13 protein-coding genes, 1 tRNA gene and 2 rRNA genes are annotated in these 17,196 nt (G+C 64.5%); 9 read left to right on the top strand and 7 right to left on the bottom strand.

The features are described from left to right. Nucleotides 1-23: 23 nt before the first annotated feature. From KB879_RS21385 to tolA, 4 genes are all read left to right on the top strand, one after another. A complete protein-coding gene (locus KB879_RS21385) occupies nucleotides 24-344 on the top strand; it encodes a high-potential iron-sulfur protein (RefSeq protein WP_153955775.1) in 321 nt (106 codons plus the stop codon). Between the two features lie 180 nt (nucleotides 345-524). Next, nucleotides 525-893, top strand: coding sequence for a VOC family protein (locus KB879_RS21380; RefSeq protein ID WP_211979735.1), 369 nt, complete (start codon nucleotides 525-527; stop codon nucleotides 891-893). Between the two features lie 168 nt (nucleotides 894-1,061). Then, nucleotides 1,062-1,586, top strand: coding sequence for a hypothetical protein (locus tag KB879_RS21375; RefSeq protein ID WP_211979734.1), 525 nt, complete (start codon nucleotides 1,062-1,064; stop codon nucleotides 1,584-1,586). Between the two features lie 41 nt (nucleotides 1,587-1,627). After that, complete coding sequence (tolA, locus tag KB879_RS21370) at nucleotides 1,628-2,380, top strand: cell envelope integrity protein TolA (RefSeq protein ID WP_153955772.1); 753 nt, start codon at nucleotides 1,628-1,630, stop codon at nucleotides 2,378-2,380. A gap of 25 nt (nucleotides 2,381-2,405) precedes the next feature. Here the strand turns inward: tolA and KB879_RS21365 are convergent, their stop codons facing one another. Both KB879_RS21365 and KB879_RS21360 read right to left on the bottom strand, forming a co-directional pair. After that, nucleotides 2,406-7,928, bottom strand: a complete 5,523-nt coding sequence (locus KB879_RS21365) for an AAA domain-containing protein (protein ID WP_211979733.1) — start codon at nucleotides 7,926-7,928, stop codon at nucleotides 2,406-2,408. Next, complete coding sequence (locus KB879_RS21360; protein WP_153955770.1) at nucleotides 7,925-9,130, bottom strand: M48 family metalloprotease; 1,206 nt, start codon at nucleotides 9,128-9,130, stop codon at nucleotides 7,925-7,927. Before KB879_RS21360 ends, KB879_RS21365 begins: the two co-directional genes overlap by 4 nt. A gap of 361 nt (nucleotides 9,131-9,491) precedes the next feature. Between KB879_RS21360 and KB879_RS21355 the strand changes: the two genes are divergently transcribed. Next, complete coding sequence (locus KB879_RS21355; RefSeq protein ID WP_153955769.1) at nucleotides 9,492-9,875, top strand: hypothetical protein; 384 nt, start codon at nucleotides 9,492-9,494, stop codon at nucleotides 9,873-9,875. Between the two features lie 107 nt (nucleotides 9,876-9,982). Here the strand turns inward: KB879_RS21355 and KB879_RS21350 are convergent, their stop codons facing one another. Further along, a complete protein-coding gene (locus KB879_RS21350; RefSeq protein ID WP_153955768.1) occupies nucleotides 9,983-11,092 on the bottom strand; it encodes an alkene reductase in 1,110 nt (369 codons plus the stop codon). Nucleotides 11,093-11,099: 7 nt separating this feature from the next. Continuing rightward, the gene (locus KB879_RS21345; protein WP_013956677.1) at nucleotides 11,100-11,744 is read right to left on the bottom strand and encodes a TetR/AcrR family transcriptional regulator; all 645 of its coding nucleotides are present in this window, start codon (nucleotides 11,742-11,744) and stop codon (nucleotides 11,100-11,102) included. 195 nt (nucleotides 11,745-11,939) lie between these two features. Between KB879_RS21345 and KB879_RS21340 the strand changes: the two genes are divergently transcribed. From KB879_RS21340 to KB879_RS21325, 4 genes are all read left to right on the top strand, one after another. Then, on the top strand, nucleotides 11,940-12,392 hold the full coding sequence (locus tag KB879_RS21340; RefSeq protein ID WP_153955767.1) for an Ohr family peroxiredoxin: 453 nt from the start codon (nucleotides 11,940-11,942) through the stop codon (nucleotides 12,390-12,392). A 78-nt stretch (nucleotides 12,393-12,470) separates the two neighbouring features. After that, nucleotides 12,471-12,713 carry a hypothetical protein gene (locus tag KB879_RS21335; protein WP_249221172.1) on the top strand — a complete coding sequence of 81 codons (243 nt, stop codon included), beginning with the start codon at nucleotides 12,471-12,473 and terminating at the stop codon, nucleotides 12,711-12,713. Nucleotides 12,714-12,889: 176 nt separating this feature from the next. Continuing rightward, complete coding sequence (locus KB879_RS21330) at nucleotides 12,890-13,348, top strand: MarR family winged helix-turn-helix transcriptional regulator (RefSeq protein WP_211979732.1); 459 nt, start codon at nucleotides 12,890-12,892, stop codon at nucleotides 13,346-13,348. A 23-nt stretch (nucleotides 13,349-13,371) separates the two neighbouring features. Further along, the gene (locus tag KB879_RS21325; protein ID WP_013956673.1) at nucleotides 13,372-13,623 is read left to right on the top strand and encodes a hypothetical protein; all 252 of its coding nucleotides are present in this window, start codon (nucleotides 13,372-13,374) and stop codon (nucleotides 13,621-13,623) included. A 73-nt stretch (nucleotides 13,624-13,696) separates the two neighbouring features. Here KB879_RS21325 and rrf read toward each other — a convergent pair. From rrf to KB879_RS21310, 3 genes are all read right to left on the bottom strand, one after another. Beyond that, nucleotides 13,697-13,809, bottom strand: a 5S ribosomal RNA gene (rrf, locus tag KB879_RS21320). Between the two features lie 126 nt (nucleotides 13,810-13,935). Continuing rightward, a 23S ribosomal RNA gene (locus KB879_RS21315) occupies nucleotides 13,936-16,816 on the bottom strand. A 296-nt stretch (nucleotides 16,817-17,112) separates the two neighbouring features. Further along, nucleotides 17,113-17,188: transfer RNA gene (locus tag KB879_RS21310), tRNA-Ala, on the bottom strand. Between the last annotated feature and the right edge of the window lie 8 nt (nucleotides 17,189-17,196).

Here is a 17,196-nt window from a genome sequence, read left to right as displayed (position 1 = left end):
CCGCCCACGGAGAAATCCCCGCCATGCCGCGCAGACGACAGATCCTTGGCTACCTTCCGCTCGCGCTGACTACCGGGATGGTTGCCGCAGTGGTCCTTGGGAGTCGGCCGGCCCGCGCCGCGGCCATGCTGGGCGAGCAGGAGCCGCAAGCGCTCAAGGTCGGCTACAAGGCCGATTCCTCCACGGTTGACCCACAGAAATACCCTAGCCACAAGCCATCCCAGACCTGCGCCAACTGCCAGCTTTACCAGGGTGACGAGGGCAGCACTGGCGGCGGTTGTGCGCTGTTCGGCGGCAAAGATGTCGCGGCGAAGGGATGGTGCAGCGCTTGGGAGCAGGGCTGACATCGTGCCTTGCACGCTTTCGCCCGTAGCCAGTCCGTCATCTCACCCTGCCCGTCCTGGCTCATCCGCCGGCGTTGCGGCAGCAGACTCGTGTCGCTTCTGCGTAACGGCCGGTTGGCCGTTCCCGGCCGGCTGCTCGCCGTTCCTTGCGTATATCCTGTCCTTCCCGGAGATTGCGACATGGCCATCCAGCTCAACCACACCATCGTCTTTTCTCATGACAAGAAGGTCTCAGCCGACTTCCTCTGCGAAATCCTCGGACGCCCCCCGGCCGAGCCGTTCGGGCCGTTTCTCGGCGTCCGGCTGGACAATGACGTGACCCTGGACTTCATGGACGCGGAAGGTGATATTGCGATGCAGCACTATGCTTTCCTGGTCAGCGACGCCGAATTCGATCAGGGCTTTGCCCGCGTCCGCGCGCGCAACCTGACCTACTGGGCGGACCCGTACCGCCGCCGCCCCGGCGAGGTCAACACGGACGATGGCGGCCGCCGGATCTACTTCGAGGATCCGAGCAAGCACTTTCTGGAGATCTTCACGAAGGGCTAGGACGCAAGCGCCCGCTGCCGTGAGCCTTTGAAGAGACACTGGCGCCCTGCCACGCCCGCCCGAAATTTTGCAGCGTTGACTGCGCTTGGTTGATGCGGTTGCACCCCATAGAATGAAGTTGCGCCTTGGAAAGCGGCTCTGGTTTCTGCCGCATCAAAGGAGGATGTCATGGAACTTCATATGCAATCGCATCGCTACACGCACCGGTGGCCGGACTGGCGTGCAGCGGCGCTGGCGGGTCTAGTCGCCGGGGTCGTATTCCTGGTGCTCGACTTGCTGGCGGCCATGTTGATGGGGGCCAGCGTCTGGAGGCCGCTGACCATGATCGCGGCCATCATGCTGGGCCCGGATGTGCTGGCGCAAGCTGCCACCTTCCAGATGAGCGTGCTGGTAGCGGCCGTGGTGGTCCACTTCGTACTCTCTGTCGTGTTTGCGGTAATCCTGGCAACGATCATGGCGCCGTTCCGCTTTGATTCGAGCGTCGGCATGGCCTCGGTGGTGGGGGCGCTGTTCGGCCTGGTCCTGTACCTGGTCAATTTCCACGGCATGACTGCCGCCTTCCCATGGTTTGCTGAAGCGCGCGGCTGGGTGACCGCCATTGCCCACATCGTGTTCGGCCTGGTCGCGGCTGACTCGTACCTGAAACTGGAGAGGCACGCGGATGCGTCCGCCGGCGGAACCGGCGGTACCTAGGAGAGCAAGCGCAAAACGAGCAGCGACAGGGCGCGTGATCCATGCAGACCGTCGCCTATCCCTATCAGCCAGCGCCTGAACGGGGCACCTTGGCGTGCTTCCTGCTGGCCTTGTTCATGCACCTGCTGCTGGGTGTCCTGCTCTATTACGGCGTGCGCTGGCGCAGCGCGGCGCCGGAGGGTGTCGCGGCCGAACTGTGGGACGCGATCCCGGAAGCCGCAACGCCAGCGCCTGCAATCACGCCGGTGCCAAGCCCGAAGCCGGTCGAAGAGGAAGAGGCCGACATCTCGCTGCAGGAAAAGCAGCGCAAGGCCCAGCAGGCTGCGCGCGACGAAGCACAAGCGCGGCAGCGCGAGAACCAAGCCCGTGCCGAAGCCGCGCGCAAGGAGGCGCAGCGCAAGGCAATGGAAGCGCAGCGCCAGTCTGACAATGCCCAGCGCCAGGGCGAACTGGCGCGGTTGCGGGCCCAGGCGGGCAATACGGGCACGCGGGCCGGTTCCGGCTCCGGCGCGAAGCCTTCGTCCGGCTATGCCGAGCGGGTCCGGCAGCGGGTCAAGCCGAATATCATCTTCAATGATGAGGTCAGCGGCAATCCGGCGGCGGTGGTAGCCGTGGCCATGGCGCCGGATGGCTCAGTGCTGTCGGCGCGGCTCGCCAAGTCAAGCGGCAATGCGGCCTGGGACAACGCCGTGCTGCGCGCGGTGCAGCGGTCCGACCCGCTGCCGCGCGACGAGAACGGCGTCGCGCCCTCCAATATCCTCATTACCTTCTGGCCCAGGGACGAGGGCGGCTAGTACCTCCGGCCGTCCTGTCCAGGCGCTACACCTCCACGTAGCCCTTGCGCAGTTTCTCCGCCACCAGCTTGTCCGCCTCGCGCCGCGCCCGCTCGGCGCTGTCGAACGCCTTTACGCTGGTCTGCCCTGTGCTGCCGATGCGGCCATAGGTGACGGAGAGCTCCGCCCCGCGCACGCTGGCACGCCAGAACTTGCGCGACGTGCCCTGCTCGAAGCGCAGCGTCCGCACCAGCTCCGCTTGCGCAGCCGATGCCGTCGCCGCGTCCGTCCGGGCCTCGCCCGTTGACGCCGCATCCTGCACCGCGGCAGGCTTCGTCAACGGCACCGGGATCTCGACCTCGACGTCCAGCGCGCGATCCTCGCCATCGGCCAGCATGGCCTCGATGCGGGCCAGCACCGCTTCCGCATCGTCGAGCCAGTCCTTGCCCGGAATGTCCAGCACCCGCCAGCCAAAGCTGCGCAGGATGCCGGGGCGGAATACATAGCGCTCGGCGGTGTCCGACACCGCCTCGGACGGCGTATCGAGCAGGATCGCCAGCGCGTAGCCTTGTCCCGACGGATCGGCGATGGCCAGGTCGCAGCGAAACTGCGAGCGGCCGACGTTGGCGTGCACCTGGTGGCCGCGCGCACGCAGCGCCTCGGCCAGTGCGTCGCGGATGCTGTCCGGCGTGGGTTCGCGCGTAAAGGCGTCGCGCGCGCCGGGGTTCAATGCGCCCAGCACCGACTGGGCGCGCTCGAACTGGCCGCGCGCGCTGGCCTGTGCGAACTGCAGGAACGCGCGCAGTGCGGCCGCGCCGTCGTTGTGCACATTGGTGATCGCCTCGGCCTGGACCGTCGATACCACCGCCATCCGATGGCGCGCGCGGCTGAAGATCACGTTCAGGCGCTTCTCGCCGCCGCGCTGGTTGATCGGGCCAAAGTTCATCAGCATCTTGCCGTCCGGCCCGGGCGCGTAGCAGATGCTCAGGATGATGACGTCGCGCTCGTCGCCCTGGACATTCTCCAGGTTCTTGACGAACAGCCCGTTGAACTGGTCGTCGTCCTCGCGCACGTACTCGCGTTCGAGGCGCATCGCGAAGTCCGCGTCCTCGGCGGCCAGCGTCTCGAGCGCGGACTCGATGGCGCCCTGCTGCGCCTCGGAAAACGCCACGATGCCCAGGCTCAGCCCGGTCTCGCGGCGCAACAGTTCGCGCACGGTCCGGGCGATGTAGCCCGCCTCGGGCGCATTGCGGCGGTCGGCGTAGACGCCGTCTGCCATCCGGTGGAAGCTGACCGGCCGCGCCAGCAGCGCGTCGGCGCCCGCGATGCCGGCATCCTCCTGGTCCGAGCGCAGCGCAGGCGCCTCGTCCTCGGCCTGCTCCAGCAAACGGTCGGGAATGGTGACGAGGCGCCCGTCGTAAAACGCCGCGTTGGAAAAGCTGATCAGCGATTCGTGACGGCTGCGGTAGTGCCACGCCAGCAGCGTGGCAGGCAGGTTGCGCGCGGCCTGGTTCAGCAGGCTGTCCGAATCGAGGTTGATGGCGATGCGGTCGCCCTCCTCTTCCACCACGATCTCGTCATCGCCTTCGGCGCCGCCGGCCGTGAAGAAGCTTGTCGGCGGCAGCTGCATCTCGTCGCCGACCACCACCACCTGGCGCGCGCGGCTCAGCGCGGGCACGGCCTCTTCGGTCGGGATCTGGCTGGCCTCGTCGAAGATCACCACGTCGAACAGGTCCGGCGACAGCGGCAGTGTGTCGGATACCGACAGCGGGCTCATCAGCCAGATCGGCTTCAGGTCGTTGATGACGATGCCGGTCTCGTCGTCGGAGAGATCGCGGATCGAACGGTGGCGCATGCTCTTGCCGAACTCGTGCTCCAGTTCACGGCGGCCCGTTGCGTATTGCTTCTTGAACGCCTTGCTGTCGGCGTCCAGCATCGTGGCCGACAGCGAGGACACGCGTACGTTCTCGGCGAACTGCCTGTGCCGCGTGGCGCGCACCACTTGCGCGTTCAGCGCGAGCAGTTCGCGCTGCCCTTGCGCCACGGCGCGCGCGGCCTGCGCCAGCGCCGCGCCGCCAAAGCGCGCCAGCACCGGGTTCTCACGCGCGAGACGGCGCAGCGCCTCGTCGGCCACCAGCGCCTCGAGCTGTGCCGGTGCATGATCGAGCCACTGCAGCGTGGCGGCGCAAGCGGGGTCGCCCGCATGCACCGCGCGCAACAGCGGCAACAGGTCTGGCAGGTCATCGAGTGCCTCGCGCAGGTCGCGCAGCAGTTCGGCGATGTCGCCAAGGCGTGCGTCGGCGGCCAGCGCCAGCCCGTCGCGCACACGCTGCGCGAGCTTCGCCAGCGCCTCGCGCGCACCGGCTTCGGCGCGCGCCGCGGCGACCGGATCGACGGCCTGGCGCAGGTGTGCGACCAGCTCGCGCGGGCCTGCGCCTGACTGCAGGCGCTGCTCGAGTTCGCCGAGCGCGCGCAGGAAGGCCTGCATCTCGCTCACGCCGTAGCGGCGGCGGCTGTCGGCATCGGCCGCTGCCAGCGCGGCGCTTGCGGCGTGCTCGGCGGCCAGCGCTTCCAGCACCTTGCCGTAGCCCGGGTGGACGGCGTGCTTGCCGAAGTCATAGCGGCGCTTCAGTTCGCCGCGCAGGCGCCACCATGCGGGCTGCAGCCAGCGCGCGAATGACGGCTCCAGCCGCCGCGTGAGTGCCAGTGCCGATTCGGTATCGCCGGGGCTCAGCTTGTCTTGCCAGTTCGAGGTTGCGGCTTGCGCGTCGGCGAGTGCCTGCGCGCACCGCTCCAAATCTGCGCGAACCTCGCGCAGCGCGCCTTGCGCCGGCGAGGCCGGATCGAGCAGGTCCAGGTGGGCGGCGAGGCCGGTGTCGAGCAGCCACTGGCTGTCGGCGGCAATCGCGCGTGCCTGTTCCAGCGCAGTGTCCTGGCTGGTCAGGCTTGCGGTGCTGTCCAGCAGCGGGTCGAGCACATCGAATAGCGCCTCGGCGTCATGGCACAGCTGCTCGGCGCGGCCATAGGCGCGCTCGTCGGCCAGCAGTTGCGGGGACAGGCGCGCGAACGGATGCGCGGCAAGGCTGTCGAGACCGAAGCGCTCGCGCATCGCGCGGTGCACGCGGTGCGCGAGATCGCGCTGACGGTCCCAAGCGGCCAGCGCCGGCAGGCGTTCGCGCAGCGCAGGCCCCGCGTCCGGCACGGCCGGCAGCGCGGTGACGCGGCGCAGCAGCGCACGCACGCTGTCGCCGAGTGCCTCGGGCACTGCCGCCATCGCGACCTCGAACGCGTCGATACGCTGCTGGTGCGCGGCCAGTGCCTTGGCCACCTGCGTGCGGCGTGCCGCCAGCGCGTCGCCGTCATGCGGCTGCGCGATCCACTGCTCGTAGCAGCCGCGCAGGTCGGCGATGAAGGCCTTCTTGTCGGTCTGCGAGTCGTGGATCAGGCAGCACAGCGAGTCCAGCCCGCTTTGCTTGAGCCGATGGAACACCACGTCGAGCGCGGCGCGCTTTTCGCAGACGAACAGCACGCGCTTGCCGCGGCCGGCGTAGTCGGCAATCAGGTTGGTGATGGTCTGCGACTTGCCCGTGCCCGGCGGGCCCTGGATGATAAAGCTGCGCTGGCTGCGCGCCAGGCCAACCGCTGCGTTCTGGGTCGCGTCGGCCGCCACCACGTTCCACTGCTCGGCCGGTGCGAGCGGTGCGGGCGCCTGGGTCTCCACGTCGCGCGGATCGATCGAGAATACGCGGTCGAACGCCGGATTGGCGCCGGGCTCGTCCAGCAACTGCGCGTAGTCGCGCACCAGCGACATCTTGCGGTAGTTGAAGTTGGCGAGCGTCACCTGCGTCAGGTCCAGGTCCCAGGCATAACGGTGGCCCTCGGACTCCTCCAGCACGTAGCCCTGGCGCTCTTCGCTTTGCGCGGCGGCGGAGCCGCCCATGTGCGGCTGCCGCGGGCCGGCGCCTGGCGCGGCGCCCGCTTCGAAGCGCTGCGGCAGTTCGCTCGGCCGCACCCAATGCTCGAACAGCGCGCGCCCCAGCGGCCGGTAGTCGTCCTGCGCATAGCTGTACGGCGGCAGCCAGCCGCCGCTGCGCACGGCGGCCGTGCCCGGCCTGCGGCGCTGGAACTGCTGCATCCGCTGCAGCGCCTTCTGCCGCACCAGCTGCACCGCGGCCTTGTCGACCAGGCGCAACTCGACCGAGGGCTCGGAGCGGCGAATCTGCGCGAGGATGCCGGCATGGATCTCCTCGATCGAGGTCTTGTCGAGATCCACGGTCTCGTCCAGCCGGATGTCGTACAGCTGGTGCAGGTAGTGGCGCAGCACCGGGTTGAACTCGGCCTCGCCGCCCGCGCACTGGATCACGTACTGGTCGCGTACGCCCTTGCGTTTGACCAGCTCCACCGGCAGCCACAGCAGCGGCGTCACGATGCGCTCGTCCGGCGCCTCCTTCAGGTTGTGCCAGCGCAGGAACGCCACCACCAGGCGCAGGTTGCTGAAGCCGTATTCGGCGCGGTCGCGGCGGGTCTCGGCGATCAGGCGGTCGAGCGACGCCGGCAGGTAGGGCTGGTCGTCGAAGCGCAGCCATTGCTGCAACGACACCGGCTTGCCCGCCACCAGGTCGGCCGCGAACGGTCCGCCCCAGGTGCAGATATGCTCGGGCCGCACGCTTTCGATCTGCAGCATCAGCGGCACGCTGGCCACGGTGACGTTGACGGTGGCCGCGGTCGGACGGAAGTGCAGCAGGCGGTTGCGCCGCGAGAGATCGAACAGGCGGTCGCGCAGGTGCGTGAGCACGGCGGCGCGGCGCGGCGTGGCGCCGGTCGTGCCGGCCAGTGCGCGTTCAACGTCCAGTCCCAGCGGCTGCTCGCGCCACGTGCGCAGCCGGGTCGCCAGCGCGGCGACATCGGTGGCGCGGTCGTGGCGGTTGATCTCGGTCATCTCGACGATCACCGCCGCGACGATCGGATGCAGGCGCTCGTGCAACAGGAACAGGTTGCGGCGCTGCGCGACGAAACTGCGCAGGTCGTCCTCATCGGCAAAGTCCAGGCCGCAGGCGAGGCTCGCGAGCACCATGCCGAGCAGGAACACGTCGCCGATCTCGTCGTGGTGGCCAAGCAGGCGTTCCCAGCTGGCCGGACCGCGTAGATAGACCGGGCGTTCGACCGGCGCCGTAGCGTCAAGCTGCAGCGCCAGGTCGGCCTGGTCGCGCTGTCCGTCATCGGCGTGGCCGAGCTGCAGCGCGCCGACGATGTTCAGGCCCGAGGCCGGATGCGGCTGCACGCGGTGCACCGCGCCGATGTCCATGACGGGCGCTTCGCCATCGGGCCGGCGCAGGCGCAGCCCGCCGTCCTCGTCCACCAGGATGCTGTCGGGGTCGAGCGCGGCCACCCTGCCATGCGCGTGCAGCGCGGCGACCTGCGCGAACAGCGGCAGCACCAGCACAAGGACGTCGTCGGTGGGCAGCGCCGCGCCCGCCTGCGCGTCGACCAGGGCGCGCAGCGTGCGCGGCTCGCTGCTGCCGGTCATATCCGGAACGGTGTTGGTGCCGTGAGTCTTGCTGTCAGTCATGCCCGGCCCTCCCTGGCCAGTTCGCGGTGGAGTTGGCGCTGGAAGCGGTCCAGCTCGCGCTTGCCGAAGCCGGCGTCGCGGCGCAGGTTGCCTTGCAGCGCTTCCAGGCTGCCCAGCGCCTGCGCCACCTGGCCGGCGCGCAGCAGCGCCGCGTCCTGCTGGTCGGGGTCGGCGAGCGCCAGGTCCATCATCAGTGTGTTGAGGTAGGCGCGCACGCTGTCGTCGGCCACGTCCGGCCCCAACCCGTCTGGGCCGATCACCGGTTCGTCGTCGCGCCAGTCGGGGAACATCATGCGCACTTGCGCGAGCACTGCCTCGCTCGCCAGCGGCGTGCCGGCGAGGAAGTGGGCGAGGAAGCCGCGCGTCAGCGCCCGCAGGCGGACCTGTCCCGGCAGGTCCAGCTTCTCCAGAGCCAGCGGGCCGTGCAGCCGGGTTTCGATCCATGGATCGAGATCGGCCGCGCCTTCCCACCACAGCGCCAGCGCACGGGCCCGGATAAAGGTCTCGGGATGGCTGTGGGCGGCGCTTGCGCCCGCCTCGTGGGATTCGATCTCGGCCGCCTGGCGCAGGTAGGCGGCCGCGTCCACGCTGCCGATGCCGGTCTGCACCTTGACCAGCGTCGACACGGCCGGCGCTACCGCGCCCGCGGCCACGGCACCGCCGCGGTCGGCGAACAGTTCGGTGTGCAGCGCGTAGCGGCGCCAGGTCTCGCGATGGCTGGCGCTGGCGCCCGGCGCGGCCAGCGCGTCGTTCAGGATGCGGTCGGCCACCAGGAACTGGCCGTCGTCGCGCGACCACAGCAGGTAGTGGGCCAGCTCATGGCCGAACACCGCCAGCAGCTCCGGCGGCGACAGCCGGTCCAGCAGCGGCCCCTGCAGGACGATGTGGACCTCGCCGGGCACGTAGACCAGCGAGGCGTTCATGTCCTGGCCCGGGGACTGGTAGAGCGTCGCGGGCGCGTCCATGCCGAGCCGCGCCATCGCCTCGGCCAGCGCCGCGTGCACGTCGGCATGCGCGTCCGCCTCGATGCGGTAGGTGTCGCGCAACAGCATCGAGCGCAGTGCCTCGCGTTGATCGGCGCCGGTCGCGCGGGCGCCGGCCCAGCGCCAGACCTCGGGCTCATGGCGGCGCAGGTAATCGACCACCGTTGCGTGATAGGCCAGCGGCACCAGCGCGCCGCGATCCGGGGCGTGAGAGTCCATGCGGGACGTTCCAGGGTTGCGTGGAGGCCGATTCTACAGGGGGAACATGACGCAGGCGCCGTCCATCAGCGCGGGCAATGCCCGCATTGGCATGGCCAGCCTGATGCTGTCGGGACTAGTCGGGGGCGGGGATGCCGGCGCGGGAAGCGGCTGACGGCTGAAGCTGTTGGTTTGGGCGGGCGGCTGATACGCCGCTAGTTTGTTTCTGCCCAACATTTGCTGCGCCAACCGGGCGGAATTCGCTGATGACGGGGCTGCGGCTCCATTTTTGCCGGTCCGCATCCGGTGGCACAGCTTCTGCGTATAAGCGAGAGGACGCCCGCAGCGTTCTGCCCTTCTTACCGCAAATCGGAGTACCGCCATGATCCGCCAGCTCGCCAACACGATCTTCGCCAGCGCCGCGATTGCAGCCGCCTGCACTGCCGGCATTGCCCATGCCGCCGCCCGCGACAGCGCTCCTGCCGGCGACAGGTCCGGCTACACCTTCCGCGTCGACATGCGCGACGTCTATAGCGACGGTGCGCGGACCAGCCGCTTCGACGTCTTCATCGACGGTACCCGCGTTGAGGCTCCATCCGTCAGCGAGCAGTCCGTTTCTGGCCTGGACCGCGGTAGCGTGTCGGCCGATCCTGCCCGCAAATTCGACGTCTACACCGACGGCGCCCTGGCAGGCATGGACCGCAGCGGTCCTTCAGCCGATCCCGCGCGCAAGTTCGACGTCTATACCGACGGCGCCCTGGCATAAGCCCGTGCACAGCGGGCCTGCCTCAGGCAGGCAGCCATCTTCAAATGCGCTTGTGCGCCCTTTGGAACGTATTTCTCCCGGCTCCAAAGGGCGCTTTTTTGCCGGCGTCAGCCCAGTTCCGGGTAGTCGACGTAGCCGTGCGCACCATTGCCGCCGTACAGCGAAGCGTCTTCAAAGGGACGGTTCAGCGGCGTGTTTTCGCGGAAGCGGCGCGGCAGGTCGGGGTTGGTAATCATCTTGCGGCCGAACGAGACCATGTCGGCACTGCCACGACGAATCGCCTCTTCGGCCATCTCCTTGGAGTAGCCGTTGTTGACCATCCATACGCCGGTGTACAGGCGGTGCAGCGCTTCATAGTCGAAAGGCGCGTTGTCGCGCGGACCGCCGGTGTGGCCTTCCACGACGTGGATATACACCGGGTGCAGCTTCTCCAGTTCACGCATGACATGTTCGAATAGCGGCTGCGGATTGCTCTCCAACGCGTCGTTGACGGGCGATACCGGTGCCAGGCGAACGCCGACCCGGTCGGCACCGATCTCTTTGACCACGGCAGCCATGACTTCGAGCAGGAAGCGCGCGCGGTTTTCGATGCTGCCGCCATACGCGTCGGTGCGCTTGTTGGTGCCGTCGCGCAGGAAAGCGTCAAGCAGGTAGCCGTGCGCACCATGGACTTCGACACCGTCGAACCCAGCCTGAACGGCGTTGGCCGCAGCAATGCGGAAGTCGTCCACGATGCCAGCGATCTCTGCAGCCTCAAGCTCACGCGGGACCGAGCATTCGACGTAGCCTTTGCCGTTGATGTAGGTCTTGGCATTGGCGGCGATGGCCGACGGGGCGACCGGGGGCTGATTATCCGGCTGGAAGTACGTGTGCGACATGCGGCCGGTGTGCCAGATCTGCAGGAAGATCCTGCCGCCCTTCGCGTGGACCGCGTCGGTTACCCTCTTCCAGGCAGCGATCTGCTCGGCGGTGTAGATGCCCGGCGTATTGGTGTAGCCCTGGGCAGTGGTCGAGACCTGCGTGGCTTCAGCGATGATCAGGCCCACGCTGGCGCGCTGGCTGTAGTACTCGACCACCATGTCGGTCGGCACCAGGTTGTCGTCGGCCCGGCTGCGCGTGAGCGGCGCCATGGCCATGCGGTTGGCAAGTTCGAGCTTGCCCAGCTTGATCGGCTGGAACAAAGCATCCGCGAGAAAGGCTTCTTTCTGTGCGCCCATGAATGGCTTACTCCGTGGTTGGTCTAAGGCTTGCAGCGGCCACAACGTGCGTAGCAGCCGGCTGGAACAGGTGGTCGAACATCAGGTCGACGCTGCGGCGCAGCGGCTCGACTGAGCGTTCGAGCTTCATGCGCAGCAAGGCGCCCTCCCAGACATCCCAGACCAGCCCGGACAGCTCGGCAGGCGCAATGTCCGTACGGATTGCGCCCTGCGCTTGGGCCTGGCTGATCATGCCGGCCAGGCGTTCGCGCCAGGCCATCTGGGCTGCCTGCAGGGCTGACCGGCAGGTGTCGCTCGACAAGGCGATTTCCGCCGCAAAGTTACCGATCAGGCACCCCGCCTGCACCGTCCTGGAGAGGTGGTAGGCAATCATCTGGGTAAAGACGTAACGGATTGCCGCCATCGGCTCTGGCGGCGCGGCTTCCATCATGGCTTCCCACGACCGCTGCAGGTAGTCCGCATACTGCGCGACGATGACCGCGGCAAAAGCTTCCTTGCTCTCAAAATGGTTGTAGAACGAGCCCTTCGGCACGCCGGCGTGATCGGTGATCTGCTGGATGCCGGTGGCGTTGTAGCCGTGGCGCGAAAACAGTTCGCGCCCCGCCTTCGTCAGGCGGTTGGGGATGTCGGTCTTGTCTGCAGTGCGTGCCATGGCGGAATAATATGACCAGTCGTCTTAAGATGTCAAACGGCACTGACGTAGGCAAGGACGCATTTCCGGCCCTCTTCCGGGCACACGATATTTTTCCTTGACAAGGGAAGACCCATGTTCCAATATGCATTCACTCGCATGCGATCTAAACGGATGCGATTTAACTACAACTGACAACCAGCAGAGATCCATTCCATGAGCAAGATCGAAAAAGTCCTCGCCACCGGCAAGACCCACACCATGCACAGCAGCGCCGGCGTTACCTCGCGTGGCCACAATGGCACACTGGACATCGCGCTGTCGCCCGGCAACAGCACCAACCCGGCGCACGTGTTCACGACCGTCCAGCCCCATCCGACCGCGGAACAACTATTCGCGGGCGCCTGGTCGGCGTGCTACATCGCCGCAGTCGGCCTGGTGGCCAAGGAGATGAAGCTGGAACTGCCGTCCGACCTGGCCGTGGACATCGAAGTCGACCTGGGCCAGACCGGCGCGGAATATTTCCTGCAGGCACGCCTGAACCTGCGCGCGCCGGGCCTGCCGCAGGATGTCGCTACGCAACTCGCTCACGCCGCCGATGCGATCTGCCCCTACTCGAAGGCAACCCGCGGCAATATCGAGGTGGCGCTGAACGTGTTTACGTCGTAACTCCCTTGACCTTTTCGTTATTTCACATTAGTCGCATGCGATATACTCGCATACGACTATAAATCACATGATACAAGGATGCATACCATGACCACGCTCACCTCCATCGCCCGCTACACCGTTGTCGCCGCCGCCCTGTTGACCGCCGCCGCCGCGCAAGCCGCCGGTTCGGCGCGCGACCCTTTCACCGAGGGCGCCCGCTCGGTCACCAGCGCAGCCGATCCGTACACCGACGGCGCACGCTCGGTACACGGCACGCGCAGCCCGTACTACGACGGCGCCCGCGGCATCGACCCTTACCTCGACGGCGCACGGGCCTGAGACCGCGTAGCGCCGCGGCGGCCAGATCGTGCGCACGATTCTCCGCCGGTTCCTGGCGCCCTTTCCTCGGGCTCCAGGAACCGCCGCCGCGGAAAGTTATAGCACCTGCGATCAAATCGCACACGACCTATAATTGACGCTTGCGATCCATCCGTCTTTGGCCAACGAGGCAGCAAATGAAACCCACCGACAAGCCCGCCGCAACCCCGACGCTCTCAGACTTCCTGTGCTTCGCGGTCTATTCCGCGAACCTCGCCTTCGGCAAGGCCTACAAACCGATCCTTGAGCAACTGGGGCTGACCTATACGCAATACATCACCATCGTTGCGCTATGGGAGCAGGACGACCAGACCGTCGGCAGCCTGGGGGAGAAGCTGTTTCTCGAATCGAACACCCTGACGCCGATCCTGAAGAAGCTGGAGGCGATGGGCTATGTGGAGCGGCAGCGCGACCCCGAAGACGAGCGCCAGGTACGCGTGCGCCTGACCAAGGCCGGCCGCAAGCTGCGCGAGCGGCGCCTGGAATCCAGCCTCGCCGGAGCGACCGGCCTGGCCCCGGACGAATTCGCCCGGATCCAGAAGGCGGTTGCGTCGCTGCGCAACAACCTGATCCAGTCGGTGAAAGACAACGAATGAACCAGCACACCGGATACATGGCCATGACCAGCACAGCCGCCCAGTACAGCCCGATCAGCTGCGAGTTCCACGACCGCCTGGAAGACCTCGCCACCGTGCGCAGGCCCACGCAGATCCACTACCGCGACGCCGATGGCTTGCTCCAGCAGCGCACCGCGACCATTGCCGACGTGTACAGCCGGGGCGGCGCCGAGTATCTGACGCTCAAGACTGGCGAGACCCTGCGCCTGGACCAGCTCCTGGAAGTCGACGGCGAGAAGCTGGCGGACTACTGAGCCCGCAAGATTCCGAGCCGGAAAAAACAAAACCCCTCGCAGCACACGCTGTCGAGGGGTTTTGGGAATAAGAGCCTGGCGATGACCTACTTTCACACGGGTATCCGCACTATCATCGGCGCGGAGCTGTTTCACGGACCTGTTCGGGATGGGAAGGGGTGGTTCCAGCTCGCTATGGTCACCAGGCATAAGGGGTTGCAGCGCTGAGGTTGAGGTCAACGCTGCGAATAGGGATGTAGTTGGGGTTGTGCGTCTTGTGTCAACTGTTTCGGCACAGTCGCGATCACACACCAGGCAAAACACACTGGTTATAGGATCAAGCCTTACGGGCAATTAGTACTGGTTAGCTTAACGCATTACTGCGCTTCCACACCCAGCCTATCAACGTCCTGGTCTCGAACGACCCTTCAAGGAGGTCAAGCCTCCAGGGAATCCTCATCTTCAGGCGAGTTTCCCGCTTAGATGCTTTCAGCGGTTATCTCTTCCGTACATAGCTACCCTGCGATGCCTCTGGCGAGACAACAGGTACACCAGCGGTACGTCCACTCCGGTCCTCTCGTACTAGGAGCAGCCCCCGTCAAGATTCCAACGCCCACGGCAGATAGGGACCAAACTGTCTCACGACGTTTTAAACCCAGCTCACGTACCTCTTTAAATGGCGAACAGCCATACCCTTGGGACCGGCTACAGCCCCAGGATGAGATGAGCCGACATCGAGGTGCCAAACACCGCCGTCGATATGAACTCTTGGGCGGTATCAGCCTGTTATCCCCAGAGTACCTTTTATCCGTTGAGCGATGGCCCTTCCATTCAGAACCACCGGATCACTATGTCCTGCTTTCGCACCTGCTCGACTTGTCGGTCTCGCAGTTAAGCACGCTTTTGCCATTGCACTTTAGGTACGATGTCCGACCGTACCAAGCGTACCTTCGAACTCCTCCGTTACACTTTGGGAGGAGACCGCCCCAGTCAAACTGCCTACCATGCACTGTCCCCGACCCGGATTCACGGGTCAAGGTTAGAACCTCAAACAAACCAGGGTGGTATTTCAAGGACGGCTCCACGTGAACTAGCGTCCACGCTTCAAAGCCTCCCACCTATCCTACACAGATCGGTTCAAAGTCCAATGCAAAGCTACAGTAAAGGTTCATGGGGTCTTTCCGTCTAGCCGCGGGGAGATTGCATCATCACAAACACTTCAACTTCGCTGAGTCTCGGGAGGAGACAGTGTGGCCATCGTTACGCCATTCGTGCAGGTCGGAACTTACCCGACAAGGAATTTCGCTACCTTAGGACCGTTATAGTTACGGCCGCCGTTTACCGGGACTTCAATCAAGAGCTTGCACCCCATCATTTAATCTTCCGGCACCGGGCAGGCGTCACACCCTATACGTCCACTTTCGTGTTTGCAGAGTGCTGTGTTTTTATTAAACAGTCGCAGCCACCATTTTATTGCAACCCCTTCACCCTTCTGGCGCAGGCCAGTCAAGCTACCAGGGCGTACCTTATCCCGAAGTTACGGTACCAATTTGCCGAGTTCCTTCTCCCGAGTTCTCTCAAGCGCCTTAGAATACTCATCTCGCCCACCTGTGTCGGTTTGCGGTACGGTCTCGTATGACTGAAGCTTAGAGGCTTTTCTTGGAACCACTTCCAATTGCTTCGCAGCACTAGGCCGCTCGCCCCACATCCTTGAATTCCGCGCCCGGATTTGCCTGAGCGCCTTCTCCAATGCAGGGACCGGGACTTCCAACACCCGGACAACCTTCCGCGATCCGTCCCCCCATCGCATCATACGACGGTGCAGGAATATTAACCTGCTTCCCATCAGCTACGCATCTCTGCCTCGCCTTAGGGGCCGACTCACCCTACGCCGATGAACGTTGCGTAGGAAACCTTGGGCTTACGGCGAGGGGGCCTTTCACCCCCTTTATCGCTACTCATGTCAGCATTCGCACTTCCGATACCTCCAGCATCCTTTACAAGACACCTTCACAGGCTTACGGAACGCTCTCCTACCACGCACATTACTGTGCGTCCGCAGCTTCGGTATATAGCTTAGCCCCGTTACATCTTCCGCGCAGGACGACTCGATCAGTGAGCTATTACGCTTTCTTTAAAGGGTGGCTGCTTCTAAGCCAACCTCCTGACTGTTTTAGCCTTCCCACTTCGTTTCCCACTTAGCTATATTTGGGGACCTTAGCTGGCGGTCTGGGTTGTTTCCCTCTTGACACCGGACGTTAGCACCCGATGTCTGTCTCCCGTGATTGCACTCTTCGGTATTCGGAGTTTGCTATGGCGGGGTAATCAGCAATAGACCCCCCAACCATGACAGTGCTCTACCCCCGAAGGTGAGACACGAGGCACTACCTAAATAGTTTTCGGAGAGAACCAGCTATTTCCAGATTTGTTTAGCCTTTCACCCCTATCCACAGCTCATCCCCTAACTTTTCAACGTTAGTGGGTTCGGTCCTCCAGTACGTGTTACCGCACCTTCAACCTGGCCATGGATAGATCATCTGGTTTCGGGTCTACACCCAGCGACTCAACGCCCTGTTCGGACTCGCTTTCGCTACGCCTTCCCTAATCGGTTAAGCTTGCCACTGAATGTAAGTCGCTGACCCATTATACAAAAGGTACGCCGTCACCCCTTACGAGGCTCCGACTGTTTGTATGCATGCGGTTTCAGGATCTATTTCACTCCCCTCCCGGGGTTCTTTTCGCCTTTCCCTCACGGTACTGGTTCACTATCGGTCGATCACGAGTATTTAGCCTTGGAGGATGGTCCCCCCATCTTCAGACAGGATTTCACGTGTCCCGCCCTACTTGTCGTACACCTAGTTCCACAACGCTGTTTTCGCATACAGGGCTATCACCTGCTATGGCCGGGCTTTCCATCCCGTTCTGCTAACAATGCTGCTAAAGAGTACAAGGCTCTTCCCATTTCGTTCGCCACTACTTTGGGAATCTCGGTTGATTTCTGTTCCTGCAGCTACTTAGATGTTTCAGTTCGCCGCGTTCGCTTCCCTGACCTATGTATTCAGTCAGGGATGACCCATACGGGCCGGGTTTCCCCATTCGGACATCTCCGGATCAAAGCTTGTTTGCCAGCTCCCCGAAGCTTTTCGCAGGCTACCGCGTCCTTCATCGCCTGTGATCGCCAAGGCATCCACCACATGCACTTGTTCGCTTGACCCTATAACGAGTGTGTCTCGATTGCTCGAAACAGTCGCTACAGGATGAGTTCTCGCATTTGTGCCGTATTCCAAGTCATCTTTCGATCACTTAAATACATTTTGGTTGATACAATCACAACCCGGTATCGCGTTTTGTACTGCAGCGTCTCATCAACGCTTCGCGACACCTTTACTACATCCCATATTTTTAAAGAACAGCCGATCATTCGATCGCTTGGCAATGCCAAATGGAAACACTCGCAACTCAGCGTCGCGAAGCGCTTTCATTTGACAACCAATCCAAGGTACCAGGTAGTGGTGGAGGATGACGGGATCGAACCGACGACCCCCTGCTTGCAAAGCAGGTGCTCTCCCAGCTGAGCTAATCCCCCTTCGGATA

This window comes from Cupriavidus sp. KK10, assembly GCF_018223725.1.
In the GTDB taxonomy this organism is placed as follows: domain Bacteria; phylum Pseudomonadota; class Gammaproteobacteria; order Burkholderiales; family Burkholderiaceae; genus Cupriavidus; species Cupriavidus necator.
The sequence above is the reverse complement of the archived record's forward strand: the minus strand, read 5'-3'. Positions and strand labels throughout refer to the sequence as shown.